This window comes from Flaviflexus sp., from assembly GCF_052087705.1.
Taxonomy (GTDB): domain Bacteria; phylum Actinomycetota; class Actinomycetes; order Actinomycetales; family Actinomycetaceae; genus Flaviflexus; species Flaviflexus ciconiae.
The window spans coordinates 31,717-57,590 of record NZ_JBQCYC010000007.1 but is presented as its reverse complement, the minus strand read 5'-3'; the positions used below and the strand labels follow the sequence as shown (position 1 = coordinate 57,590).

At 60.0% G+C, this 25,874-nt stretch carries 22 protein-coding genes; 9 read left to right on the top strand and 13 right to left on the bottom strand.

The window, feature by feature from the left end; translation table 11 throughout:
- Positions 1–137: 137 nt before the first annotated feature.
- Together ACTHUY_RS05240 and metG are read right to left on the bottom strand one after the other, a co-directional pair.
- The gene (locus tag ACTHUY_RS05240) at positions 138–1,067 is read right to left on the bottom strand and encodes a TatD family hydrolase (protein WP_441677969.1); all 930 of its coding nucleotides are present in this window, start codon (positions 1,065–1,067) and stop codon (positions 138–140) included.
- Positions 1,064–2,854: a methionine--tRNA ligase gene (metG, locus tag ACTHUY_RS05235; protein ID WP_441677967.1), complete on the bottom strand. Its 1,791-nt coding sequence runs from the start codon at positions 2,852–2,854 to the stop codon at positions 1,064–1,066. The genes ACTHUY_RS05240 and metG overlap by 4 nt, the downstream gene beginning before the upstream one ends.
- Positions 2,855–2,946: 92 nt before the next feature.
- On the opposite strand from metG, the gene ACTHUY_RS05230 reads away from it, so the two are divergent.
- Positions 2,947–3,576 carry an isochorismatase family protein gene (locus tag ACTHUY_RS05230; protein WP_126705068.1) on the top strand — a complete coding sequence of 210 codons (630 nt, stop codon included), beginning with the start codon at positions 2,947–2,949 and terminating at the stop codon, positions 3,574–3,576.
- 759 nt (positions 3,577–4,335) lie between these two features.
- Here the strand turns inward: ACTHUY_RS05230 and rsmI are convergent.
- Complete coding sequence (gene rsmI, locus ACTHUY_RS05225; protein WP_441677965.1) at positions 4,336–5,178, bottom strand: 16S rRNA (cytidine(1402)-2'-O)-methyltransferase; 843 nt, start codon at positions 5,176–5,178, stop codon at positions 4,336–4,338.
- A 119-nt stretch (positions 5,179–5,297) separates the two neighbouring features.
- On the opposite strand from rsmI, the gene ACTHUY_RS05220 reads away from it, so the two are divergent.
- Entirely contained in the window at positions 5,298–7,478 is a 2,181-nt protein-coding gene (locus tag ACTHUY_RS05220) for a dolichyl-phosphate-mannose--protein mannosyltransferase (protein WP_441677963.1), read from the top strand.
- A gap of 180 nt (positions 7,479–7,658) precedes the next feature.
- On the opposite strand, the gene ACTHUY_RS05215 is transcribed toward ACTHUY_RS05220, so the two are convergent.
- From ACTHUY_RS05215 to ACTHUY_RS05185, 7 genes are all read right to left on the bottom strand, one after another.
- Entirely contained in the window at positions 7,659–8,354 is a 696-nt protein-coding gene (locus ACTHUY_RS05215; RefSeq protein ID WP_441677961.1) for a molybdopterin dinucleotide binding domain-containing protein, read from the bottom strand.
- A gap of 3 nt (positions 8,355–8,357) precedes the next feature.
- Positions 8,358–9,215 (bottom strand): molybdopterin-dependent oxidoreductase, encoded by an 858-nt coding sequence (locus ACTHUY_RS05210; protein ID WP_441677960.1) that lies wholly within the window; start codon positions 9,213–9,215, stop codon positions 8,358–8,360.
- A gap of 340 nt (positions 9,216–9,555) precedes the next feature.
- Positions 9,556–10,392 (bottom strand): SDR family oxidoreductase, encoded by an 837-nt coding sequence (locus tag ACTHUY_RS05205; RefSeq protein WP_441654987.1) that lies wholly within the window; start codon positions 10,390–10,392, stop codon positions 9,556–9,558.
- A gap of 4 nt (positions 10,393–10,396) precedes the next feature.
- A complete protein-coding gene (locus tag ACTHUY_RS05200) occupies positions 10,397–11,935 on the bottom strand; it encodes a succinic semialdehyde dehydrogenase (RefSeq protein WP_441654986.1) in 1,539 nt (512 codons plus the stop codon).
- A 135-nt stretch (positions 11,936–12,070) separates the two neighbouring features.
- A complete protein-coding gene (locus ACTHUY_RS05195) occupies positions 12,071–12,487 on the bottom strand; it encodes a VOC family protein (RefSeq protein ID WP_441677958.1) in 417 nt (138 codons plus the stop codon).
- A 161-nt stretch (positions 12,488–12,648) separates the two neighbouring features.
- Complete coding sequence (locus tag ACTHUY_RS05190) at positions 12,649–13,077, bottom strand: VOC family protein (RefSeq protein WP_441677956.1); 429 nt, start codon at positions 13,075–13,077, stop codon at positions 12,649–12,651.
- 234 nt (positions 13,078–13,311) lie between these two features.
- The gene (locus ACTHUY_RS05185; protein ID WP_441675539.1) at positions 13,312–15,129 is read right to left on the bottom strand and encodes an ABC transporter ATP-binding protein; all 1,818 of its coding nucleotides are present in this window, start codon (positions 15,127–15,129) and stop codon (positions 13,312–13,314) included.
- Between the two features lie 72 nt (positions 15,130–15,201).
- On the opposite strand from ACTHUY_RS05185, the gene ACTHUY_RS05180 reads away from it, so the two are divergent.
- Positions 15,202–15,624, top strand: coding sequence for a MarR family winged helix-turn-helix transcriptional regulator (locus ACTHUY_RS05180; RefSeq protein WP_126704770.1), 423 nt, complete (start codon positions 15,202–15,204; stop codon positions 15,622–15,624).
- Positions 15,625–15,876: 252 nt separating this feature from the next.
- Here ACTHUY_RS05180 and ACTHUY_RS05175 read toward each other — a convergent pair whose 3' ends face one another.
- Entirely contained in the window at positions 15,877–17,082 is a 1,206-nt protein-coding gene (locus tag ACTHUY_RS05175) for an amidohydrolase (RefSeq protein WP_441677953.1), read from the bottom strand.
- A gap of 362 nt (positions 17,083–17,444) precedes the next feature.
- On the opposite strand from ACTHUY_RS05175, the gene ACTHUY_RS05170 reads away from it, so the two are divergent.
- The 3 genes from ACTHUY_RS05170 to brnQ all read left to right on the top strand — a co-directional run bounded on the left by ACTHUY_RS05170 (position 17,445) and on the right by brnQ (position 20,596).
- Positions 17,445–17,705, top strand: a complete 261-nt coding sequence (locus ACTHUY_RS05170; RefSeq protein ID WP_441677951.1) for a DUF2249 domain-containing protein — start codon at positions 17,445–17,447, stop codon at positions 17,703–17,705.
- A 42-nt stretch (positions 17,706–17,747) separates the two neighbouring features.
- Positions 17,748–18,857 (top strand): cytochrome P450, encoded by a 1,110-nt coding sequence (locus tag ACTHUY_RS05165; protein WP_441654980.1) that lies wholly within the window; start codon positions 17,748–17,750, stop codon positions 18,855–18,857.
- Between the two features lie 371 nt (positions 18,858–19,228).
- Positions 19,229–20,596 (top strand): branched-chain amino acid transport system II carrier protein, encoded by a 1,368-nt coding sequence (brnQ, locus tag ACTHUY_RS05160; protein ID WP_441677949.1) that lies wholly within the window; start codon positions 19,229–19,231, stop codon positions 20,594–20,596.
- Between the two features lie 131 nt (positions 20,597–20,727).
- Here the strand turns inward: brnQ and ACTHUY_RS05155 are convergent, their stop codons facing one another.
- A complete protein-coding gene (locus ACTHUY_RS05155; protein WP_441677947.1) occupies positions 20,728–21,471 on the bottom strand; it encodes a PIG-L deacetylase family protein in 744 nt (247 codons plus the stop codon).
- A complete protein-coding gene (locus ACTHUY_RS05150) occupies positions 21,468–22,724 on the bottom strand; it encodes a glycosyltransferase (RefSeq protein WP_441677945.1) in 1,257 nt (418 codons plus the stop codon). The genes ACTHUY_RS05155 and ACTHUY_RS05150 overlap by 4 nt, the downstream gene beginning before the upstream one ends.
- Positions 22,725–23,196: 472 nt before the next feature.
- On the opposite strand from ACTHUY_RS05150, the gene ACTHUY_RS05145 reads away from it, so the two are divergent.
- The 3 genes from ACTHUY_RS05145 to ACTHUY_RS05135 all read left to right on the top strand — a co-directional run bounded on the left by ACTHUY_RS05145 (position 23,197) and on the right by ACTHUY_RS05135 (position 25,799).
- The gene (locus ACTHUY_RS05145; protein ID WP_441677943.1) at positions 23,197–23,847 is read left to right on the top strand and encodes an SDR family oxidoreductase; all 651 of its coding nucleotides are present in this window, start codon (positions 23,197–23,199) and stop codon (positions 23,845–23,847) included.
- Between the two features lie 194 nt (positions 23,848–24,041).
- A complete protein-coding gene (locus ACTHUY_RS05140; protein WP_441677941.1) occupies positions 24,042–25,292 on the top strand; it encodes an FUSC family protein in 1,251 nt (416 codons plus the stop codon).
- Positions 25,293–25,373: 81 nt separating this feature from the next.
- Positions 25,374–25,799, top strand: coding sequence for a hypothetical protein (locus ACTHUY_RS05135; protein WP_441677939.1), 426 nt, complete (start codon positions 25,374–25,376; stop codon positions 25,797–25,799).
- Positions 25,800–25,874 lie beyond the last annotated feature (75 nt).

Here is a 25,874-nt window from a genome sequence, read left to right as displayed (position 1 = left end):
TTCTGAATACTTGATCGAGTGTAATCAAATCTTGCTCGATTGTAATCAAAACGTGACCTAGTCTTCGAAGGAAGAGACCGGCCAGAGTCAGACAATAAGCACTCTTACATCTGCACGACAGAGACTTTTCGTTGAAATCACGCGAAATAGACGGAGTTCGTGGTGTTCACAAGCGTGGTGCAGAGTGTGTCTAGCGCCACACTCCGAATCTTGGCAAGATAACGCACCGTGAGGTTGATGAGATAGGGAGCGTTGGGCCGACCGCGGTAGGGGTGTGGGGTGAGGTAGGGGGCGTCGGTCTCGACGAGAATGAGCTCGGCGGGAAGAACTTGGGCCGCTTTCCTCAGGTCCTCGTTCTTGGGGAACGTGACCGTTCCCGCGAAGGAGGCGTACCAGCCGTGCTCGGCAAGGATCTCCGCGAGCGCCCTGTCGCCCGAGAAACAGTGAAAGACGGTGCGGTCCGGGGCTCCCTCTTCGAGGAGAATGCGGACTGTGTCTTCGTGGGCTTCCCGGTCGTGGATCTGCATGGGCAGGCCGAGACGCTTGGCGAGGGCAATGTGTGCACGGAAGGATTCAGCCTGAGCCGCTCGTCCTTTTTCTCCGGTGCGGAAGTAGTCGAGGCCGGTCTCCCCGATCGCCACGATCCCGTGAGCGGTCGCCAGCTCCTCAACGAGGTTGATGGCTGCGTCGAGGTCGTAGTTCTCGTGATAGTCCTTGGCAACATGTTCGAGCCCGTCGGGTCCAATCTCCCGCACCCCAGCGTGCATGGCTGCTTCATTGGGGTGGATGGCGATAGCGGCGGAGAACTCCGGATGCTGATCGGCGAGGTCGATGACGTCTTGAAGGTCTGGGACCTCACAGCCGACGGTGATGGCATGGGAAATCCCCGACTGCTTCATACCCTCCAGCTGCCCCTCGATCAGGAGCGGGTAGCGGGGCTCGCCATCCTCGGAGCGATTCTGCACCCGCCCTGGCCGATCGGTTCCCACGTGGGTGTGGTTGTCGATAACCGGGAGGGGCAGTGGCTCGGGGATGGGAGGGAAGAGGGAACGGTCTTTGCGGCTCACTGGAGGTCCAGGCGGGCCAGCTCTTCGTCGACGACCTCGGGGTCGAGCTTGACGAAGACGGGCTTCGGCTTGCTGATCGGAGTACCCACGGTCACCGGGACGGACTCCCAGGGACGCAGGTTTGAGTAGTCACCGGTGATGATCGGGTAGGCACCGCCACCGTCAAGGTCCTCAGCTTCCTCCATGCGGGGCATGGGGGCGATGTCGCCGGAACCGCCAATGACTTTGTCGATGGCATTGGACGAGTGCGGGAGGAACACCGACATCATCGTGTTGATATCGGAAACGGACTGGATCAGGGTGTGGAGGATCGTGGCGAGACGCTCGCGCTCCTCGGGCGCCTTGAGCTTGAACGGCTCGGTGCGGGACACGTAGGCATTGGCTTCGCCAATGATGCGCATGACCTCCGCGAGCGCCGAGCGCTGGTGATGGTTCTCGATGGCGCCGCCGACGGTTTCGAAGCCCTTGCGGACCTCGGCAAGAAGCTCGTTGTCGATGTCTTCGAGCTGGCCGGGCTCGGGGATCTCACCGAAGTTCTTCGCGATCATGGCCGCGGTGCGGTTGACGAGGTTACCCCAGCCTGCCACCAGTTCGGAGTTGTTGCGGCGAACGAACTCGGCCCAGGTGAAGTCGGAGTCTGAGGTCTCGGGGCCGGCGATCGAGATGAAGTAGCGTAGCGCGTCCGGCTGGTAGCGGGACAGCACGTCGCGAACGAAGATCGTGATCTTGCGGGACGAGGAGAACTTCCGTCCCTCCATGGTCAAGAACTCGGAGGCAACGACCTGGGTGGGAAGGTTGAGCTTGCCGTAGGAGCCCGGCTCGCCACCCTTGTCGCCTTCGCCGTTGTAGCCAAGCAGCTCGGCGGGCCAGATTTGGCTGTGGAAGACGATGTTGTCCTTACCCATGAAGTAGTAGGACAGCGCCTCGGGGTCATTCCACCAGTCGCGCCAACGCTCCGGGTCGCCGATGCGGCGTGCCCACTCGATGGAGGCGGACAGGTAGCCGACGACGGCGTCGAACCAGACGTAGAGGCGCTTGTTCGGCTTGTCTTCCCATCCGGGTACCGGGATACCCCAATCGATGTCGCGGGTCATGGCACGCGGGCGAATGTCTTCGAGCAGGTGCTGGGAGAACTTGATGACGTTGGTGCGCCACAGACCGGACTTTTCGCGGTTGTCGAGCCAGCGCCCAAGCTCCTTGGCGAGTGCCGGGAGGTCCAGGAAGTAGTGGTCGGTTTCGACAAAGTCGGGGGTTTCACCGTTGATCTTCGACCGGGGATTGATTAGCTCGGTCGGGTCCAGCTGATTACCGCAGTTGTCGCACTGGTCGCCGCGCGCACCATCGTAGGAGCAGTGTGGGCAGGTGCCCTCAATGTAACGGTCGGGCAGGGTTCGGCCCGTCGTGGGAGAGACGGCACCCGAGGTGGTCTCCACCAGCATGTAGCCGTTGTCGCGGACAGTCTCAAACATCGACTGCACAACCGCATAGTGGTTGCGAGTGGTTGTCCGCGTAAACAGGTCGTACGACAGGCCGAGCGCTACCAGGTCTTCCACGATGGTCCGGTTGTTGCGGTCGGCAAGGACCTGGGGCTCAATGCCTTCCTGGTCGGCGGCCACGAGGATCGGGGTGCCGTGCTCATCGGTTCCCGACACCATGAGCACGTCGTGCCCCGCCATGCGCATGTAGCGCGAAAAGACATCGGAGGGCACACCGAAACCGGCAACGTGGCCGATGTGACGGGGGCCGTTAGCGTAGGGCCAGGCAACAGCGGATAGTACTCGTGACATAGTCACTAGGTTAATGCCTAACCTCGTCTCGTCGGAATCTTGAGCCAATTGTGCCGGTCACGACTAGGATGTGGGGCATGAGCGACACGTATATGGACGGAACGGAACCCGAGGACGACGACACCCTCGCAGCCCTCCTGATTAAGCCCCACCGAGCCCTGATCCTCGTCGACGTACAGCCCACATTCTGCGAAGGCGGTGCCCTCGCAGTGGAAGGCGGCAACGAGGTCGCCCGCAAGATCGGCGAGTTCGTCAAGGTGAACCGCGGCAACTACGGGATCGTGGTCTCCACACAGGACTGGCACATCGAACCCGGCGACCACTTCTCCGACAACCCCGACTTCGTCGACACCTGGCCTCCCCACGGCGTGGCTGGCACCGAAGAAGCAGAACTGCACCCTGCTGTTGCCGGACTATCGGAAGAGTCCGTCAAGAAGGGCCAGTACGCTGCCGCGTACTCCGGTTTCGAGGGGAAGACGGAAGATGGTCGTTCCCTTCTCGACGTTCTTAAAATGTCCGAGGTGACAAGCATCGACATCGTGGGACTCGCAGAATCCCACTGCGTTAAGGACACGGCACTGGACGCTCGGGCTCTCTACGAGGAAGTCCGCGTCTTCTCGGACCTCACCGCCCCCGTCAGCGAAGAACTCGGCCAAAAGGCCCGCACCATCATGGAAGGCGCCGGCATCATCCAGCTCGAATCACGTAACGCCTGGCTCTAAACCACCCGCCAGCCACATCGCCCTCGCACCATCCACTTTGGGACCGTAGCGGGGGCGATGTGATTTCGACAGAGCAAAGCAGTTGATGTCCCCATTGGCCTACGCAGACCCGCACAAACCGTGCCGACCAGCACGAGTCACCGCGCGAGAAGAAGTAGCACGGACCAGAAGAGGTAGCGCAGACCAGAAGAAGCAGTACTGATCTGGAGATGTTGCGCAGATCCGGCGGGCCCGAATAAGGAACGCGGGTTTGAGCCGCAGTCTCAAGCAACGCACCCCATCGCCCCCGGCTGGGGAACGAACTCCCGCGGCGGGCCTATGCCGCCACGGAACCGACTTCCCGGCAGCGACCTAAGGAGGGCGGGGAGCACGAAACGCACTCCCCGCCTGTGATCCAACGGGGGCCACTCCAATCAGATCACAGCTCGATCAAACGAGCAGATTAAGTATAAGCGGATATGCTTTAGCAACCCATACTGATTCTTGGTCTAAATGGTCTCAATTGGGCAACAATTACAACTATAAGTCGAGTAAACCTTGAATTGCCGCCAACTTTGCCTATTTAGCACGCTCATCTTACAAAGCCACCAGGCGGTCAGAAATCTACCATGCGGACACGGCGAAGGTGGAAGGTGCTCACCCACCGGCGGTAGGCAGCTAACGCGCGTTCACCTCGCCAGCGTTCAGCACAGCGCCGTGTGAGTATCACCCGTTGTCACCGGGAGCAGAGCCCTTCACCGCTACAGCGCCGCGTCCGGCCTAGAGGTCTTCGTCGCGCTTAGCAAGCGCGGCTTCGTAGAGTTCTTTCTTTCGCACTCCGGTACGGGCTGAGATGTAGGCGGCTGCGGCTTTCATGCGCATGCCGGAATCCGCTAGGACAAGAACGTCGTCGACGTGGTCGTCGGGGCTGGGCTCCCGGTAGGGGGCGCCGCTCACAACGATCGTGATCTCACCCTTAAGACCGCTAGCCGCCCATTCCGCCAGCTCGTCAAGCGAGCCTCGCTTCACTTCCTCATAGGTTTTGGTGAGTTCGCGGCACACGGCGGCCTCGCGGTCAGCGCCAAACTGCTCCGCCATGATCGCCAGGGTGTCGCCGACTCTATGCGGGGATTCAAAGAACACCATGGTTCGTATCTCATCCGCCAAAACAGAGAACACTCGTGCCCGATCCCCGTCCTTCCGGGGCGCAAACCCTTCGAAGCTGAAACGGTCGGTGGGGATGCCGGAGATCGCGAGCGCGGTCAGCACTGCCGACGCACCCGGGATCACCGTGACGGGCACGTCTTCTTCGTGGGCTTCGTGAACAAGTTTGTATCCGGGATCCGACACGGTTGGCATGCCGGCGTCGGAGACAACGAGGACTTCCATGCCTGCGCGAGCAGCATCCAGGAGCTCGTCGATCCGTTCGGATTCGTTGTGGTCGTGGAAGGCGAGAACCTTGGCGGTTATGGGAATCTCGAGCCTGCCAGCAAGATTAAGTAATCGTCTCGTGTCCTCGGCCGCGATGATGTCGGCCGTTTCCAGCATCTGCCTAAGCCTGGGAGTCGCATCCCCAGCATCGCCGATCGGTGTTGCTGCCACGTAGATTTTGCCGTCACTCACACTCCAACTATCTACCATTAGCCCCGCTCGGGCCACCCTGTTACGAGAAGTGAACGTAGACTTCTAGGGTGGCATTGAAGAAGACACGCGCGTGGAAGAGGCGGCCAAGGGGCCGCCGCTTGAGCGAACGGCAGTCCAGAGCCTGGGAGAGCGAACTCCGTAGCAGGCTGGGTCTACCCACCTCAACGCTCCCCGCCCAAATCAGGCTGTGGGGCTGGATCGCCACCGCAGTCACCGGCTTCATCGCTCTCGTGACGCGTTTCTGGGGGCTTTCCCATCCCCATCAGATGGTGTTCGACGAAACCTACTACGTTAAAGCAGGATACTCTTTCGTCGTTCACGGTTATGAACGGAACTGGGTTGGTGAAAACGCCGACGAGATGTTCGTTCAGGGCACGGATGCTGCTGCGGAGCTTGCGGCCGACTATGTTGTTCATCCGCCCCTCGGGAAATGGTTAATCGGATTCGGGCAAGCAATATTTGGAACCGACAACGGGTTCGGGTGGCGGTTCACTACGGCGGTCGCCGGGATCATCGGCGTCATGCTCCTCACCCGCATAGCGCTCCGCATGTTCCGCTCCGTCCCCCTCGCTTTCCTCGCGGGCTTCTTCATGGCGATCGACGGTGTCGGCATCGTCCTGTCGAGGACCGGGATCCTCGACAACCTGCTTGCCACCTTTGTGATGGCCGGGTTCTGGGCCGTTCTAAGAGACAGGGACGCAACGAGAGCGAAACTCGCGCACAGGGTTGCGCACGGTCCAGTATCCAAGAGCGGGAAGCCCCTCTCCTATCTTGGCCCCATCATTCTGTGGCGACCGTGGCTCCTCCTGGCAGGTCTTCTGATCGGTATGGGATGTGGGGTGAAGTGGTCCGCCGCCTATGCCCTTGCCGTTTTCGGGATCCTCGTCTTCTGCTGGGACACTGCCGCCCGCAAGGAGCTCGGCGTGAAGGGCTGGTTCGCCTCCGGTATCGTCACCGGCGGCGTTCCCGCATTCCTCTCGTTTATCCCGATCGCTCTCGTTACCTACGTGGGTTCCTGGACCTCCTGGTTCCTTGACCCCCGCGGATACAAGCGGGGTTGGGCCGAGAGTCAACGTCTTATCGGCGAGGAAGTCCCCTTCGAAAGCCTTGGCGACCCCATTGCTGAACTCATCGAGTATCACCGACAAATGTGGGAATTTCACACGGGACTGAGCTCCGAACACACCTATATGTCGCAACCCTGGGACTGGATCCTCCAGCTCAGGCCCGTCAACTTCTATTGGCCCCCCGAAGAAAAACTGGTCCAGGACTGCGGCGCCGAGCGTTGCGTCCAAGCCATCTCCTCCGTCGGCAACCCCGGTATCTGGTGGCTGGCGGCAGCATCCCTCATTCTCGTCCTCTGGTACGCGATCAGGAAGGGCGACTGGCGGGCCTGGGCAATCCTCGCTGGCTATGGCGCCATGTACCTGCCGTGGTTCAACTACATTGGCCGCACCGTCTACCAGTTCTATTCCGTCGCCTTCCTGCCCTACGTTGTTCTCGCCCTCATCTTCGCGCTTGCCTGGGTAACAGACATGCTTGGCGAACCCTCCCTCGCCGCAATACGCAAGGCGGCAGCCAAACGCCGAAAGAAGGAACTCGACGAGGACTGGAGCCTTGCCATGCCCGGCGAGGGCAAGCACGCACAGGACGACGAAGAGTACCCGCTAGACAGGTACCGAACTGACACCCCGCAGGATCCCGACGACCCGGACTTGGACGGCAGCCCGGACATCGACTGGCCTAACCGAGAGGACTTCACCCTCGGAGCCGATGACACGACCACAGCACCAACCGGTCAAGGCCTCGAGAACCTCGACCCAGAAGCCATTGCGCATCTAGTCGCTGAGGACGATATCGATGGCGGGAGCACCGAGGTCACTGAAGGTCAGGACGGTACGAAACCGTCCGATGACAAAGCGGATTCTCATCACGGAAACCCCGTGAATGCGCAACCTTCTGCCAATGTCGCGGGTTCAGAAGATGAAAACGGCACGGCCCTAAGCTCCCGTGCTGAGCGCATCGCGACAGAGAATAGTGGCCTCGCCGATTCCATTGACCCCGACATGGATCCGATTGAGCGGGCAGTCCTTCTCGAGCATGGTCCGGACCCGCTCCCCTACACGCTTCTCCCCGCAAGGAAGAAGGACTGGGTGGTTCTCGGAGTAACAGCGGGCCTGACGCTCGCCCTGTCGATCTTCTGGTGGCCCTTGTGGACCGGAATGACGATCCCATACGACTTCTGGAAGATGCACATCTGGCTGCCGGGTTGGTCCTGATCCCGCGGGTGACGACGCCACAGACTGACCACTTGTCACCTAGTAGCATTGCTAACGCGACTTGAGGCCGCCTCTACAAGGCGGCCTCAAGCTCCATGCCAAACCCTGTCGGGTCATCCCCTCAGCGTCCCTATCGGAGTTTGACAACGTCTTCCCTATCGGGGCCCGACAATGTCTTCTCTATCGGGGTTTGACATCAACCATGGACGAGTTCAGTGTCTGCGCGAGGGAGATCGGATCAACCTTCACGGGGGTGAGGATACTTGCGGTCTCCTTTTCGTTGACCACACCGAAGCCCGTCACAAGGCTGACGATCCCCGGCATGGTCCTCTCGGTTACGATTGCCCTGGCTTCCACTTCGCCGCGGTCGTTGTAGACATACACGTCGTCTTCGTGCTTGATGCCACGGGCTTCAGCGTCACGCGGGTGAAGCTGAACAACCTGCCGGTCCCAGATTTCAGTCAGGTACTGCTGGTGCAGGTAGCTCGAGTTCACCTGGTTAAAGTTCCGTCGGTTCACGAACTGAAGCGGGTATTTCTTCGCCAGTTCCCTATCAACCCATGGTGCTTCGACAGGCTCTTGATATTCGAGCACCGGCTCAAAACCCTTGTCTTGCAGGTAGGTCGAAAAGAACTCGATCCGCCCGGACGGCGTATTGAACTTCTTGTCTCCGAATGGAATCCACTTCTCGGGAGCCACACTGACCGGGCCCTTCTCCAGTTCTTCCAGGGTGACACCGGTGGGTTCGAGAACGTTGCGGATGAGGTCGTCTTCCGGCTTGTCGAAGTCCTCACCCAAGCCAAGGCGGTTCGCAAGCTGCGTGAGAATCCAGTGGTCACTCTTCGATTCGAACAGCGGATCGATCGCTTTCTCCAAGCTTCACGAGGAAGGGGCATTGGAGTAGGTCTTGAGGTACTCCTCGTCGTAAACCTTCTCATCAATGATGGCCTTCATCATCCCCAGAACAAACGAAGAGTCGGCGCCCGGACGAATCGGGATATACGTAACCGAATGCGCCGCAGCCTCGCTATAGCGCGGGTCAATCGTGATGAGCTTTGCGCCGTTCTTGCGGTGGGCTTCGATAAAGTTCTTGAAGTAGACCTGGTTCGAAACAGCGGGGTTATCGCCCCAGGCAATGAACAGCTTCGTGGGAATCCACTCGTCGCGGAACTCCGAGCGGTTACCACCGAGAACTGCGTTGAATCCTTCGGTTGCTGCCGGGCAGCAGAGCGACGATACGGTGGGTGTGGATCCGCCGAACCGGTTCCAGAACGCCGCCCACAGGCCACTGACACCGGTTGAAAGCGAAGACCAGTTGCCCGTACCACCATAGGCGAGGAATGCCTCGTTACCGCTCTCTGCCCTGATCTCTTCCATCTTCCCAGCGACGGTGTCGAGAGCTTCGTCCCAGGAAATTCTCTCCCATTCTCCCGCCCCGCGTTCGCCAACGCGCTTCAGCGGGTACTGGAGACGGTGCGGGCTGTACAGCTGGTTGATTCGGGAGGTTCCGCGAGCGCAGGCCCTGATGTGGAAATCAGGATCCGCGGTCACGCGCTTCACGTTGCCACCTTCGACCTGCACGAGCATGGCGCAGTGCAGACACTCGGGAGTGTTGGCGGTACGGAACACCTTCGTGTTTCCAGAGGTGCTCGCAGCTTCCGAAGTCGCGTCCTTCAAGCCAAAGCCAACACCACCGGCAACGGCCGCCGCGCCACCCGCCACTGCCGACCACTTCATAAACGATCAACGCGTCGGACCGCTCTGCTGCTCATTAACTGGTGGTTCAATATCAATGCTCATTTTATTGCCGCTCCTTCACTCAGCGCGGGAGGCCACAATGCCCCCTTAAGTCAGGTTCAGGGTATTTGCGCCGGTAATCCCGGAATTGGCACCAAAATCCCCAAGCATTTCCGAGAGCATTCTCAAACAGCACAAATCGGGCAAAAACGCAATTCCGCGAGGCAGAATATGCGCCAGCGCAGATTAATCGTCCATCCGCAGTAACGAACAGCGCGCGGACTGGGAGATGTCGGGAGATGCCTCCGATCGGGTTGAGTTCGGTAGGTATCAGATTGGGCTACTGGCTGTCTCCCCGTTTTCCGGCGTGGCCGACAAACTCATCCATCGTCGAGTGGATACCGAACAGGTCGGTCACCCTGTCTAAGACAGGCACGGGCAGGCATTTCAGGAGCCTGATGGTTGCCGCAAAGCGCGGCATAACAAGTGACTGGTTTCCGGCCTCGATAGCATCGAGGATCCGGGCGGCCACTTCCTCGGTGTCGAGGATGGGAAGGAGCGCCGAGACCCGGGATTTCACACCATCAAACATTCGGGTGTTCGTGTAGTAAGGGTGGACGATCAGGGTGTGGAGCGGGTTGCCGTGGTGCCGAAGCTCAGCCCGTAGCGACTCGGTAAATCCCACTGCCGCAAACTTCGAGGCCGAGTAGTCGGTTTGTCGGGCAACGCCGAGGAGACCGGCGGCGGAGGCAATGGTTGTGACCGATCCTTTGCCGCGTTCGATCATGCCGGGAAGGAACACTCGCGTGGTGCGGTAGAGGGCGAGCGCATTAATGTCGAACGTACGAGCGATCTCTTCCTCGGTGAGGTCAAGGAAGTCCTTGCCCGTGACGATCCCAGCGTTGTTGATGAGAACATCGACCCTGCCGTGTTCAGCTAGGACCCTCTTACCGACAGCGGCGACGTCGTCGGGATCCGTGAGGTCCACGCGATAGTACGTGGCATCCGCTCCGAAGGAGCGGATCTCGGAGGCGGCAATCTCGCCGCCCTCCTCATCAATGTCCCACACGATGACGTGCTTGGCGCCGCGGTGCGCGGCACCTTCCGCCATTTCTTTCCCAATACCGGAGGCGGCTCCGGTGATGAGGACGACTGCTCCACCGAGCGGTGTACGCATGCGACTACTTGCCATATTTGATGAACACCTTCATGATTCGTGACCAGGTTTTTTCGCCAACACCGCTCGGTGCTTGGACGGGGAGAACGAGCGAGGTCGCGACGTTCTGAGTCTCCGTATATTTCAGGAGCCCTTCCTTGCCGTGCCTGCGGCCCATACCGGAGGACTTCATTCCTCCCATGGGTGCATGCAGTGATGCCCAGGCGGCAATATAACCGTCGTTGACGTTAACCGTGCCGGCCTGGATTCTCGATGCGATCCTCGCTCCCCTACGGGAGGACGACCACACTGAGGCGTTGAGTCCGTACTCGCTGTCGTTCGCACAATCAATGGCTTCTTCCGCGTCCTTCACCCGGAAGAGGGAGACGACGGGACCGAAGGTCTCTTCGCGGGCCACGGTCATTTCGTCGGTGACGCCCGTGAGAACCGTTGGGGCATAGGCGGTGGGCGCCACCTTCGGGAGGGCCTTGCCGCCGGTGAGAACGGTCGCGCCTTGAGAAACGGCGTCGTCGACATGACGGGTGACGGTTTCGAGCTGCTGCGTTGAGATCAGCGGGCCCATCCCGGTCTTCCAGGAATGGTTCGCGCCAACCTTGACCTTTTTCATGGCGCGCGTGAAGGCCGGCACAAACCTGTCCCAGATCCCGTCCTCCACATAGATCCGTTCGATCGAGATGCAGAGCTGGCCGGAGTTTGAGGTGACGGCCTTGACCGCGCCGCGTACGGCGCGTGCCAGCGGAGCATCCTCGAGAACAATCAGCGGGTTCTTACCACCGAGTTCGGCAGAGAACGGCACAAGCTTCTCCCCCGCTTGAGCAGCCAGGTTGCGCCCGGTCTTCGTGGAGCCTGTGAACATCACGTAGTCAGAGCCTTCGATCAGCGGCGCACCGAGCTTCGGTCCGGGACCTGGCACCACCTGGAACAGGTCGGCTTCCAGGCCCGCTTCCTCGAGGAGCTTCTTGGCCGCGAGCGCGCACAGCACCGTGTTCGAGTCTGGCTTGAGGACAACGGCGTTGCCGGCCAAAAGAGCCGCAATCCCATCGGAGACCGCCAGAGTTAACGGGTAGTTCCACGGTGCAATAACGGCAACGACGCCACGCGGGTGATGGTTAACCCTTGTTCTTGTCAGCACCGGTAGCACGCCCGGCACCTTCTCGGGCTTCAACCAGCCCGGCCCCTTCTTGGCATAAAAGGAGGCTGTCATTGCCACGTCGGAGATCTCTTCGAAGGCATGGGACCGGGCCTTACCGTTCTCGCCCTGGATCAGGTCGAGGAGCTCCTTCTCGTACTTCCACACGAGAGCGGTGAACGTCTCGAGGATCTTGGCCCGTTCGGCCGGTTCCTTTTCGACCCAACGAGACTGGGCAGCGCGAGCTCTTGTGAGGGCAAGTTCAACGTCGACGGATTCGCAGATCGGGTAGGTGCCAACCTCGATGCCATCAAGCGGGGAAACGATCGGGGCTCCCGGGCGCGACGATCGCGTGGTTACCCACAGTGCGGGGTCACCAAGTAGCTTCTTGGAAGCGGCGCTTAGTCTGTTCATGGGATCCTCCTCGGCCCCACACTAGCGCAAGTAAGGGTCGAGATAATCGCTCAATAGCCCCTCCGCAATACGCTCTTCGCACGAGGGTTCAATGCAGGCACACCTCGTTGTTGCTCGGTCACCGGGCGGACTTCGTTAGTTCAGGCAGAACTCGTTACCCTCGGGGTCGGCCATGACCAGGTAGCCGGGGTTGTCACCGTCCGGTTCCCAGCGTTTGATGCGAGTAGCGCCGTAGTCGGAGAGTTCATCGGCGCGCGCTGCCAGCACCGCCATCCGCTTTTCTCCCTCGAGGCCGGGTGCCGTCAGTACGTCCAGGTGGAGCCGGTTCTTGACCCTCTTGGACTCGGTCTCCTTTTGGAAGGAGATGCGGATGCCGGTGCCGTCCTTGGGGACGATGGCGACGGCGTCCTGCCAGGGACGGTAGCCTGCCCTGTCGGAGGCAGGCGCCGCCTTCGCCTCGCGCGGCGTTTCCCTCGTGTATTTGAGGGCCGTCGCCCAGAAGTCCGCCAGCAAAGCCGGATTGTGGGCATCGAAAGTCAGCTGAACCTGCATGACACAACGCTCTCCTCGGCAGGCCCAATCCGCTAGGTGCTGAGCACCAGTCTCAACGAGAAATGCTTCCATCCCGCTAGCGAGACTGCGCCCTGCGACACGACATCGACGACAAAGACCTCAGGCCGACGCGGTCAACGGGTATCCTGTTTTCTTTCGTTTCAGTCCAGGCAGAACTCGTTGCCCTCGGGATCGGCGAGAACGATGTGTCCGCGGGTGAAGTTATCGGGTTCGAAACGCTTGAGACGGGCTGCACCGATGGCAATGAGTTCCATTGCTCGATCCTCCAGCGCCGCCATGCGTTCGTCACCATTGAGGTGCGTGGCTACGCGAACGTCGAGATGGATACGGTTCTTCGCGGTCTTCGATTCGGGTACTTTCTGGAAGAAAACTCGGGGGCCGTTCCTGTCTTTCGGGACAAGAGCATCCGCCCCATCCCACTGCTCCTCGGGGACACCGGCGTCCTCCAGGAACTCTTGCCACGTATCGAAGCCTGCCGGGGGTTCATCTCTTTTATAGTCGAGGACCTCCTGCCAGAAATCTGCCAGGGCCCGCGGATCATCGGCATCGAATGTCACTTGGATTTCCATGACATCAAGGTATCCGCAGTCTCCTTCATGCGATAGTAGACAGCCCTCTGCTGGTCTTATGTGCAGGAAAAGGCCTAGGTACATGACAGAAGGTCCCTCCCGTACACTTCCCCGGCTCCCGGACAGCACAGCCTCCGTGGGCCCAGGGAAGCTCAAACGCAAGGTCCCACCGATGTTTCTCTCGACCGGTCCGCGCCCGCGACCCTGGATTTGCCCGACCACTTACCGCTTGGACTAGGCAACCTTCTCAGTTGCGGCTTCGAGTAGCGCATAGTGGCCGCCACGTTCGAGCAGTTCGTCGTGCGTTCCTGCCTCAATGATCCGCCCCTCATCAAGGACAACAATGTTGTCGGACTCCCGAACGGTGGAGAGCCGGTGGGCAATCGTCACGGTTGTTCTTCCGTGGGACAGGTTATCAATACCCTCCTGGACGAAGCGTTCCGTCTCGTTGTCGAGGGCGGATGTTGCTTCATCGAGGATGAGGATTTCAGGGTCGCGTAGAACGGTGCGGGCAATGGCAATGCGCTGTTGCTCACCGCCGGAGAATCGGAAGCCACGCGCACCAACAATTGTGTCGAGTCCCTGTGGCAGGGATGCAATAAGGGCGTCGATGCGGGCGATGCCGAGGGCTTCCCACAGCTCCTCATCGCTCGCATTCTCCTTCGCAAGCCTGAGATTCTCTCTAATCGTGTCGTGGATCAGGTACGTCTCCTGGGAGACAATGCCAATCCGGCGAGCACGCTCAGCCGAGTTCATGTGGCGCAGGTCCACTCCGCCGATTCGGATCGAACCGGACGACGGATCAACGAGCCGTGACAGGAGTGAGGCAAGGGTGGACTTACCCGAGCCGGTGTGGCCAACCAGTGCCACGGAGGACCCGGCGGGAACCACCAGGTTGATGTTGGAGACGGCAGGCCGTTCCGCGTTGGGGTAGCTGTAGGTGACCGAATCAAACACAATCGACGAGTCGCCAGGTGTCGGCGTCGGAGCATTCTCTTCCGGTTCTGCCAACTCGGGTTCGAGGTCGAGGTATTCGAAGATTCGGGAGAACAGCGCCATTGCCGAGATCCACTGGGCGCCAATATCCAACAGACCGGTGAGGGGGCGGAAGATCTGCGACTGGAGCGTCGTGAACGCGATAAGGGTTCCGATGGAGATGGTGGTGGAGGGCAAGCCAGCAACGAGGTAAACGAGAGCGGGGATGATCGCGAAGATGATCTGCATGGAAGCCATGCGCCACCGCCCCGCCATCTGAGAATTCAGTTCGAGATCGATGAGTTCTTCGGAGACGTCCGAGAAGGCCTTCTCGTTACGGGATTCCAGGCCGAGTGTCTTGGTTAGTCTCATGCCGGAAACCGAGAGCGTCTCGGTGATCGTGGACTGCATGATCGCCATTTTCTTCTGCTGCTCGATCGTAATCGCCTTACGCGTGTGGGCGACCTTTCGGGTCAGCCAGATCGAAGGCGGCAGAACAATGAGCGAAAGGAGCGACAGCGTAGGACTGAGGGCGATCATGGCGGCAATGGTGGCTACCGAGATCGTCAGGTTCGAGGCAATCGAGGTTGCCGTTGAGGTGACGATGGATTTCATGCCGGCAATGTCGTTGGTCAGCCTGGACTGAATCTCTCCGCCCTTGGTGCGGGTAAAGAACCCGAGGGACTGCCGCTGCAGATTCGTGTAGACCCGCACGCGGAGCGAGTGCATGATCCGCTGGCCAACCTTGGCACTCATCCAGGTTTGAATCACGCCGATCGCCTGGGTGACGATCGCGATAAGGATCATCCCGGCAACCAGCCAAACAAGAAGGGAAACGTCGCTTTGCGGGATTGCCTCGTCCACAACGGTCCTCACAAGGAAGGGCTGAACAACAGTCAGGCCCGAGACGGAAACGATAAGGACAACAACGAGAGCGAGCTGCCACTTGTGCGGCTTGAAAAGCCGAATAACCCTCCCGTAGGAAACGGGATTCTCTTCAAGCCGGGCCTTATCCGCAGGATCAACCTTCTGAGGCCCCCTCATCCCTCCCGGACCCATGTGCATATTGACACTCATAGAGCCTCCTTTTCGTTTACTGAGGTTACTTCACTATGAGGTTAACTCGCCAGTTCATGATATTATTCCCGTATGAGCGAAACTACAGCACCAACGGGCACCGAGCTGGCTGACATGATCGGCTCCGTAGCCCGCTACATCCGTCACCACTCCCGCGGAATCCCGCCCCATCAGCACCGCGCCCTGAAGATGATTGCGAAAGAGCCTATCCGCCCAGCCCGCCTCGCAGAACAGCTCCACATCACACCGCGGGCCGTCACCGATGTCGTTGACGCCCTCGTCGACAAGGAGCTCATTCACACGGAGGCCGACCCGAATGATCGCAGGGCCAAGATCCTCCAAATCAACGAATCCGGCAGCACGCTCCTCACCGAGCTTGAGGAGAAGCGCACGGCAGTGGCGGACGAGTATTTCTCAGCCCTCACGGACGACCAGAAGGTACAGCTTAAGGAGCTCCTAAGCGCCCTTCCCGACCGGATCGCAAAAGGGAACTAGTCGCCCAACTTCCGCACCGACACCCCTGCGAGCAACCCCTACGCGCGATCGGCTCACTAAACCTCATCGGTCCGCTAGCGGGGGTATTGCCAATGATCGCCCAGCAAGACTCACCCGAACCACCGAGGCTCCTCACGTGAACCACCGAGGCTCCTCACCCAACCAGAGCCAACAATTCAACGAATCAAAATTCAAAGGCTAACGATTTGGCGGGTCGAGACTTCCCTCCCGGCCCGGACCGTAGCATCGCGGTTACTTGCCAAGCCAGGCCATCGACGCCGCAATGATGGCTTCCGCGCCGGTGTCGATGGACGAGATCTCGGGAGCGAAGAACGGGGAATGGTTCGGAACCCCCTTTCCTTCCTTGAATCCGCCGATTACCCAGTAGCAGGAGGGGACGCCGAGAGCATCGGGAAGGATCGTGAAGTCTTCCGATCCTGACATGGCGCCAACAACAATGCTGCGGTCACCAAAGCGATGATCGAACGCATCCTGAACTCGATCCGTCACATCTTCGTCGTTAACGGTGAGCGGGAACCGGTCGTAATACTCGAACTCGGGCGGCCGGGGCGAACCGGAAGCATCACACTCGGCACGAACAATCCGCTCTATTGCAGCGTGAATCTGCTTTTCCACCGCATCATCGAAAGCGCGGGTGTTAATAAGTAGGGTTGCGGTCTCGGGAATGACATTGGACTTGGAGCCGGACCGGATTGCTCCGACGGTGACGACTGCGGATTCGGCGGGCGATATCTCACGGGACACGATGGCTTGAAGGCGGAGAACAATCGCGGAGGCGAGAACAACGGGGTCAACTCCAGCATGAGGCATCGAACCGTGACTTCCAGAGCCGTGCACGGTGACCTTGATAGAGGCGGCTGCCGCCATGAACTCCCCCGCCCTGGTGCCGACCGTTCCCACGGGAAGGGTCGACATGACGTGCTGGGCGAGGAACACATCCGGCTTCGGCATCGCTTCCGCGAGGCCGTCCTCCACCATGGCGCGGGCGCCCTCGGCGGTTTCCTCGGCGGGCTGGAATACCGCAACGAAGGTTCCCGACCAGTCATCCTTTGACTCAACGAGAGCTTCGAGGGCACCAAGAAGGGAAACGATGTGCACATCGTGCCCGCAGGCATGCATGAGGCCGACAGTCTCACCATCGGCGCTTGTCGTGGTTGCCGTAGACGCATAGTCCTTCCCGGACTTTTCCGCCACCGGCAACCCGTCAATATCGGCACGGAATGCCACAACGGGACCGTCGCCGTTCTTCAGGACCGCGACAAGGCCGGTTCCCCCGACTGCAGTGGGATCTAACCCAAGAGCGCGCAGCCGCTCCGCTATAAGGGAGGATGTCTCGCTCTCCTGGAGCGACAGCTCCGGGATCTGATGAAAACGTTTATAGAGCTCGACTCGGTCTTCTCTTGTTCTTTCGAGCGTGCGATCACATTCGGTCGACATTCACCCTCCTAGGAACGCATCCTGTCTACGACCGTCAATCAGAACTGGCACCAGCACCCACGAGCGGATCGAAAGCAGAATCCCACGAGCGGATTAAATGGAGAGTCCGTGAAGAATCTTTTGAGGATGCCACACGCCCCTCCCTGCGAGGGTGCCACAGGGCTCGCCCCGCTGGCGGGGTCTGGCCGAGCCGGCCGGCATGACCGGGCCGACCAAACCCTGTGAACGGTGGCCGACGATTGACAACCGAGCGACAGCCCCATCCGCCCTGCGACGTGCGGCACAACCATTCAATTAATTATTAACAGTTTTCTCGTGTAAATTGGTGGGTGTAACGCACCCCTCGTTTTCAGGAGAATGCCATGTCGCATGAATGCCAGTGCAACAACGACGACACTGTCGAGGAGACTCTCGACGTTCTGGAGATCCCCCACACGGTCCGCCACGCCGCAATCCTGGGCGCCCTTGCCGCTCTTCCGGTCAAAGGCTCTCTTCTGCTCAAGGCCCCTCACATGCCCAACCCGCTTCTTAGCGAGGTCAAGGATCTGGAGGGCGAGTTCAACCACGAGGTTGTGAAGGACGGTCCTGAGCACTGGCTGGTCCGCCTACGTCGTGCGGCCTGACGAATCTGACAAACAGGTGGTCTACATCTCTATAGTGAATCTATGACTGACGCCAGAACTCTTGGCGATACGAGCCTCCGCCGCTGCCCTGTCACCCATGACGATTCGTCGTGGACAGTGTGGGGTAACGAGGAGGCTCGTCTCGTTGCAAACGATCCAGAGACTTTCTCCAGCCACGTATCGAAGCACCTGAACGTGCCGAATGGCATGGATGGGGATGAGCACCGCAGGTTCCGGACCGTCATTGAACGCTACCTATCAGACGACGTCATTGTCCCGCTCTACCCCAGCTTCGAAGAACTTGCCACCGAGATTTACGCATCGATGGGAGATGCGTTCAACGCGAATGACTTTGGCCGGCTGGTCGCGGTGCGTTGCCAGAGCCAGTGGCTCAAGTGGCCCGCCTCGCACGAGAACGATCTACTGGAGTGGATTACCGAGAATCAGGCCGCCACCCGCTCCGGCGACAGGAAGCGCACCAAAGCTGTCGCGGAAGCCTTCACCGACATTGTTCGCAGAATCGTCACCACCCACGAGGATGACGAGAGCCCGACAGCGAAGCTCAGACATGACACGGTCGAAGAGAACGGGGAACAACGTCCGCTGGCTAAGGAGGAGATTGTTTCGATTCTCCGCAACTGGACCTCGGGCGATCTCGGATCGATCGCCTACTCGATTGGCATTGTCGCCCACTTCCTGGCCACCCACCACCAGATTGCGGCTGACTTGCGCCGCTACGACGAGCAGGGGAACACGGACGCTCTTGACCGCGCGCTCGACGAGATTCTTCGAATCGATGACCCCTTTATTTCAAACCGCCGCAAGACCACGAAGCAGGTCACGATTGCCGGGCAGGAGATCCCGGCCGGCGAAAAGGTTGTCATCCACTGGACCGCCGCAAACAGGGATCCCCGAGCGGTCGGGTACCCCGATGCGTACAACCCCGAAGGCAATGCGGCACACAATCTCGTCTACGGCTCCGGGCCTCACGTGTGCCCGGGTCGCACTCTTTCCACCCTGGAGCTCAGGGCCGCTCTTGTAGCGCTCCTGCGCGGGGGCGATCTCGTCCTGACCGGCGAGGCACCCCGCGAGGAGAATCCCGTTGGTGGCTTCTCCTCAGTACCCGTCCGGCGCACAGCCACCAACCACTAACCACCACCAATAGGGCGCAAGCCTCCGTCTGACGAACGGGAGCGTTGCACCGACACTGGGAAGGAAGAGCCCGCGGCACCAGCCGCGGGCTCGACCCATCCAACTCACACCCGTTCGCGCCATCCATCCCTTCTATCGCTTGTCTCATGGACCGGTCGTTACGTCCCCGGCTGATCGTTTTGCCTCTTGGACCGATCATTATCTCCTTGCCCCTTGACCGACCGTCCTCCAATTGCCTCAGCATCAGGTGCCCCGCGCGGTGAGTTCAGGCACGAACCCCAGTTTCTTGTGTTCACTATGGTGGACGTCCTATGAGAAGCGGATGGGGCCGGGGGTAGCATCGACTGGTCACTCGTCTTTAAGCAGGTACTATGCCCAAAACCCAGTCGAAGCTCGTTACCATCATCGTCACGGGCCTAGCGCTCTTCTCCATGTATTTCGGAGCAGGCAACCTTATCTTCCCGGTCATGATCGGCATGACAGGAGGCAACAATACTGCCCTCATCATCACGGGCTTCCTCATGACGGGAGTGGCGCTTCCCGTTCTTGGCATGATCGCCGCATCCACGCAGGAACGCGGCGAGCCGGATGGCATCGCGTCCAGGATTGGACGAATACCGGGCCTGGCCTTCACGGTCGCAATTTTCCTTTCCACGGGCATGCTCTACGCAATCCCCCGGGTGGCAACCGTGAGCTACGAGATGACGGTCGTGCCGCACATTGCTGACGGAACCGAATCCGATTCTCTGCACCTGCTGGTTTACTCGATCGTTTTCTTTGCAGCCGTTGGGGCTATTGCCCTGAATCCCGGCAAAATCATCGCTCGTCTCGGCACATACCTGACACCAACGCTTCTTGTTGTTCTCGCGGTTCTCATCATCACTGTCGTTGTGACCATGGATCCGGTTTCCGTGGAGCCGAGCCCCGACTATGCGAGCAATCCCCTCCCCACGGGCCTTCTCGAGGGGTACTACACGATGGACGCGATTGCCTCGCTCGTGTTCTCGGTCATTATTCTCCGTTCCCTGACTCGCCACGGCTTCTCAACCCGCAGGAAGCTCATCTTGGGATCGACCCTGTCGGCATTCGTTGCCGGCATCGGCCTCTGCCTCATCTACCTCGGGCTGGCAGCGGTTGGCACGCGAATTGCCGGACATGGCTTCACCGATGGTGCCGCCGGTCTTGCCTACGCGGCAGAAGCCGGCCTTGGCCCAATTGGACAGACGGTCTTCTCCGCCGTCACGATCCTCGCCTGCCTGACCACAGCTGTCGGCCTTATCGGTTCTTCAAGCCAGTACTTCCGCAAGCTATTCCCGAAGATCAGCCACAAAGCTATGGTCGCCGTCCAGTGCCTCGTCGCCCTGGCTCTTGCGAATCTGGGCCTGGAGAAAATCCTGGAAATTGTCACCCCGATTAACCAGCTTCTCTACCCCATCGCCATCTGCCTCATTGCCGTGGCCCTTCTCGATATCTTCCTGCCCGGCAAGCTCTACTGGACGTACCGGCTCTCGGCCTGGACCGCCATCATCGTCGCGATCCCCGAGGCGCTCTGGGCAACAAACCTTGAGACCTTCGTATTCCTCCGCGAATACATCGACATGATCCCCCTCGGCGAGGTGAACATGGCATGGGCCATTCCCGCTCTTGTTGCCGGAGCAGTCGGCCTCATCGCCGACTTCTCCCAGGGCCGCCTGAGGCCCAGTAAGACCCAGGCTCAGGTCCCGGCCTGGGCCGACTAGGAATCCCCCTGCCCTCAGCGACGCGAGCATACTCGGCAGCTTTCTCCCCCCGGGTAGGAGTGAGCCCGGCTGTTGTCGGCCGGGCTCACACGTTTTCTACCTTTGCGAAGCTTATCTCGGGTGCGTTACCGCTAGCCTGCGTAGCGTCGGATCCCGACGGCGGTGGAGAAGTCGTCTCGCTGGCCGCCAACGTGCTCGATATGGTCGGGGTAGACGGTGAGCTGACTACGGTACATGGATAGTGCGTCGACGACGATATCGAGATACTGGGAGAGCTCGAGGTGTTCGAAACCCGGGTCGTTGGCGTCGGAAGCAACCTCGTAAAAATCGACCCCGGTCATTTCGGATGCCTTCAGGGCGATCTCGTGGGTACGGATGTGGTCGGGATGAGAATAGGAGCCCCGGCTGTCGTAGGACACGATTGCAGTTGGGGCGATGGCCTCAATGAGTGCAGCTAGGTCGCCAGCGGCTTCCGCAATGGTTGCGGAGCAGAGCGTGCCTTCTTCGAGGTTCTCTGCGAGGCCGGCGACGCCTTCATCGATCCAGACCATCCCGGAATCTGCATAGCGCCTCTCGCTAAGCCCCTCCTTTCGAGCGGGCACGTTCCCCAGCCAGTAGTGGCGGTCCACTCCAAGGGTCTTGACCGCGAGCGCCAGTTCCTGCTCGCGGTGGGCTGCGAGTTCATCGACGGTTGAGTCCAGGGGAATAACTCCTTGGACGATCTCTCCGCGCTCTCCTCGTGTTGCTGTAACAACGGTAGTTCTCAGGCCTTCGTTGTGGCAGGCTGCGAGTAGTGCACCGGTTTGAAGGGTCTCATCATCCGGGTGGGCATGGACGAAGAGGGGCGCCTTCCCAAAGATGTCCTCAAGTTTCATCCGGCTTCTCCTAGGTAGATGGCAGTGAGTTCCCGTGCAACATTGGCCCATCCACGGGTCAGGGCAAAGCGTCGTCCCGCCGCACCGAGTTCGGCCCTGCGGGCCGGGTCGTGCGCGAGCGATTCCATGGTGCGCGCCCATTCCGTTGGGTCACGCGAGTCAATAAGGTAGCCGGTCTGTTGATCGAGAACCGATTCGACCATGCCACCGGTCTTTGTGGCGATAACGGGAACGCCGCAGGCCGCGGCTTCAACGTTGATGATCCCGTATGTTTCGAGGTGGCTGGGGTTGATAAGGAAAAGCGAACGGCCGATGAGTTCAGCAAGCCCCTCGCGCGTCAGCGAGGGACGGAACTCCAGTTTCAAGCCGGTGCCAAGGTGGGTGACGAGCGTCCGGACCTCGTCCAGGTAGTCGTCATAGCCGGAGGCGGGCTCTCCCGAGATGATGAGCTTGGGTCGAGAATCGGGGTTCATGAGCGACAGAGCTCGCACAGCCAGGTCCGCTCCCTTGAGCGGGTGAATGCGACCGGCGAAAACAATGGTGGGTTCTGAAACCTTCGCGGGAATGTTCGCCCCGGATGGCTCAGCGCCTTTCACACGTTCCTGAACACCGTCGGCACGCGCTGAACTTGCACCACTGTTGCGGTGGCCTGCGTGACCAGGCTTCGTTTCCTTCTCGGAGATTGGAGCGAAGGTTACGTGGTCGACGCCGGGGGAGGCGACGGCGATGTTCGCAGGGTCCGCGTTGTATCGGGAAACAATGAGGTTCTTTTCAAACTCGCTGACCGCGATGATCAGATCCGATGTAGCTGCTATCTGCCGCTCCCCAACGATCCTGCCGGGAGATTCTGCTTTCTCTCCCGCTTCCCATCCTGCGCCCGCGGGCGCAGCCAGCGAATGGTAGCTCTGGATGTGGGGGATGGCATGACGATTGGCAACCGGAATTGCTGCCACGCCAGCAAACCAGTGGTGCGAGTGAATAATGTCGACCTGGCTGTGCTGAACCCAGGTATCGAGGGCGCTCTCGAACGGCTCGATCAGCCGTTCTGAATCCGACTTGGACACGGGCTCTCGTGGGCCCGCTTCAAGATAGTGGGCTGTTACGCCATCAAAAATTGGTTCGACCTCGGGAAGCTCCCGACGATCTTTGCGTGTGACGATATGGATTCGGTGCCCCAACCGGGCCAGTTCTTTCGCGGAGTTCAGCAGGTAAACGTTGAGACCGCCTGCCTCACCGGCCCCCGGTACTGCCATGGGATCAGTGTGGAGAGCGACGAGAGCAATTGTTAACCCGGACGCTTCATGAGCCACGGCGCACCCCCTTCACAGTGTCGACCACAAGTGTGCCAGCGTTATCCGCCAACCGCGACCATCCTGGACCAATGTCCCACAAATCTGGACGAAAAGGATGGGCACCATTGGAATCCAGTCTTCACAATACGCCGGTGCGGCATATTTCCCAATTGGCTAGGTCACTTCTGCGTAAACGCTCAACTATCCATCCATTGAATAGCGCCAGATTATTGAGGAATACCAGAGAGGGGTACCAAACTTTTGCGAGGCGCCGATTTCCCGCAGATGGCTGTGGCATCGCCAGCCGCAACGGAGTCCACCGCGTCCCGTTCAATCCAGGGAGAATCCTGGACTGCCGTGCCGGTTGGAGCCTTTTTTCTGGCACGTGCCGTGCGTGGCGTCTAGCCTGGAGGGAGTACCTGAGGAGGACAACATGTCGAAATATCTCATCATTGGCGGTCACGGCAAGGTCGCTCTGCTTGCTTCGGAGCTACTCGTTCACAACGGACACGCGGTCGCCTCGCTGATTCGCAATCCTGACCACCGCACCGGCGTGGAGGGAACCGGGGCGACGCCCCTTCTCCTCGATATTGAGCAAGCAAGCGAGGAAGACCTCACCCGCGCCATGGAAGGGATGGACGGGGTTGTCTGGTCCGCCGGTGCTGGCGGTGGCAATCCGGCACGCACCCGAGCGGTTGACTACGAGGCCGCGGTCCGGTCGATGGCAGCCGCCAAGGCCGCGGGCGTTTCCCGCTATGTCATGGTTTCGTACCTGAACTCGTCGCTCGACCACGGCGTCCCCGAGGATAACTCGTTCTACCACTACGCACAGGCGAAGGCGGAGGCCGACGAGCACTTGCGCGGCACCGGTCTCGACTACACGATCCTTGGCCCCGGCGCCCTGACCCTCGAGGAGCCCACCAACTCCATTACCGTGCGTGAAATCGGATACGAGGGACCGAGCGACACCTCGCGCGCCAACGTGGCACGGATGATCGTCGAGGTTCTTGCCTCCCCGAACGCTATTGGGAAGACCATCGGCTTCACGGATGGGGAGACCCCTATCGAAGGTCTCTTCTCCTAACGAAGGCCGCTAACGGAAGTCACCTCTTCTCACGGTGGCAGGCACTAAGCCGAACTCGACTACGGGGCTTAGCACCTGCCACCATTTCTTTTCCACGTTGACCTTCGCGATCCTGTCATCACCGTGAATTAACCCATCACCCGTGGCGGGAAGAGCGGGAACTCACCAAAAGCCTGGTTTTTGTTCGGGATAGTATGGGATGGATTCGGCGGTACAAGATTGCAAAATTTGGTGTCGATGACGCCGCGTTCAGCGAGCCGATTCCATCACCCAAACAGAACCTGTGGCGACAGCTTTTCACCTACCTGGCTCTGAGTGTCAGGTGGCCGGGTGCCGCTCGAGCGGCGCTTGCCCTTGGCATACCTGGCTTAATTGCCCTGCTTTTGGGCTTCGAGAACGAGATGCTCCTCATCGCCACCGGCGCATACGCCGTGATCTCGGGCGAAGGACATCCGTTCCGGTACCGGTGGAAGCCCATGGCAATCATCGGCGTCCTCCTCGTCGCGGGCGTCACCATGGGATCTTTCATCGGCCAGGAAGTCCAAGAACTTGTCTCAGAAACGGGAAACACGTGGTGGATTTCTATCACCGTGATCTTCTCATCGATTGTTGCGGCCATCCTGGTATTCGGGGCGAACTCACTTCGCATGACGGCGCCCGGCATCTTCTTTATTGTCATGGTGACCTCAAGCTCCCAGATGTCATCGGGGCTTGGTCTTATGCCCTGGCAGGTTGGCATGTGGGCAACGGTCGGCGCTGTCAGCGCCTGGATTCTCGGCATGCTCCCGGCACTCATTGACCCGCACGCACCAGAACGTCAAGCCGTTGAGAACCTTGAGAAGGCCGTTGAGAAGTACGAGAAGTCACCGAGCTATGCCGTACAGGAACGGCACGATGCTTCTTCGGCGCTCAATACTGCTTGGGTTGCCCTCGACGATGCTGGGATCATTAGCGGCGGCCGAGTGATCCGCAAATCCCAGTCCGATCTCGTGGCCCGGGCGCTGACGGCACAGAACCGCCTCGCGGCCCTGAACGAGGACGTGACGGGAGGGACGGAGTACGAGAACCTCTCCCCCACAGGCCCGAACCGCGTGGCTATCCCGCACAGGAGTCTCACCGCCCCGTACACGAACTATCGGTCAATCCACCGATACTCACACTCGACACTGACGGCACAGAAGGTCTTCTGGGCCTCAATCCTGTCCGGAATGATCTCCATAGCCTTTGGCCTGGGCCGGCCGGACTGGGCAATCGTCAGCGCTGTTCTTGTTCTCCAGTGGGGCCTCGAAAAGGTCCCAGGATCCGTCCGCGCCCTCCACCGCCTCCTCGGCTCAATTATCAGCCTCGGTATCTTCGCCCTCGTCTATATCACCCAGCCAGCTGCCTGGCCTCTCCTTCTCATTCTGGTGATATGTCAGTTCTATGCCGAGATCTTCGTCGTGTGAAACTATGCCCTCACGGTTATCTTCACGACCCCGCTCGCACTGCTACTCGGTGGCGGAGCCTCCGGGCCTCTCGGGCAGATCATGACATTCCGTATCCTCGAGGTGACAATCGCCGTCGCCATCTCCATCGCTTTCCTATGGGCGTCCTCGAACCGCATACAACGACTCCATCACCTCCGCCTGGCAGATCGTTGCTTCGATGCCATGGGTGACCTGATCGGCGTGCTCACCTTCCTGCCACCTTCGAAGGCCCTGGCCCGGCGCCGCGATCTCCAGTTCGAGCTCGTCGGCGAACATCGCGCCATTCTCTCCCTCAACAAGGATCACCACTCGACGGCAAAGGCAATATGGCGTGACCATCTCATGATCCAAAAGATCGGGTACGAGATTCTCGATGCGGCGACGCAGAAAAACGAGCAGAACCTTTCGGTCGCAGAAATCGACAAACGGGCTACCCGAATCAGGGCTGCCCACACCCATTACACACAATTCCTGAATGAGAGGTAGACAACAGCTGAAAAATTGGGGACCATAGTTGCGGGGCTCGCTTCGCAATGGCGGGGAGCGGGTCCTTCCCGCCCA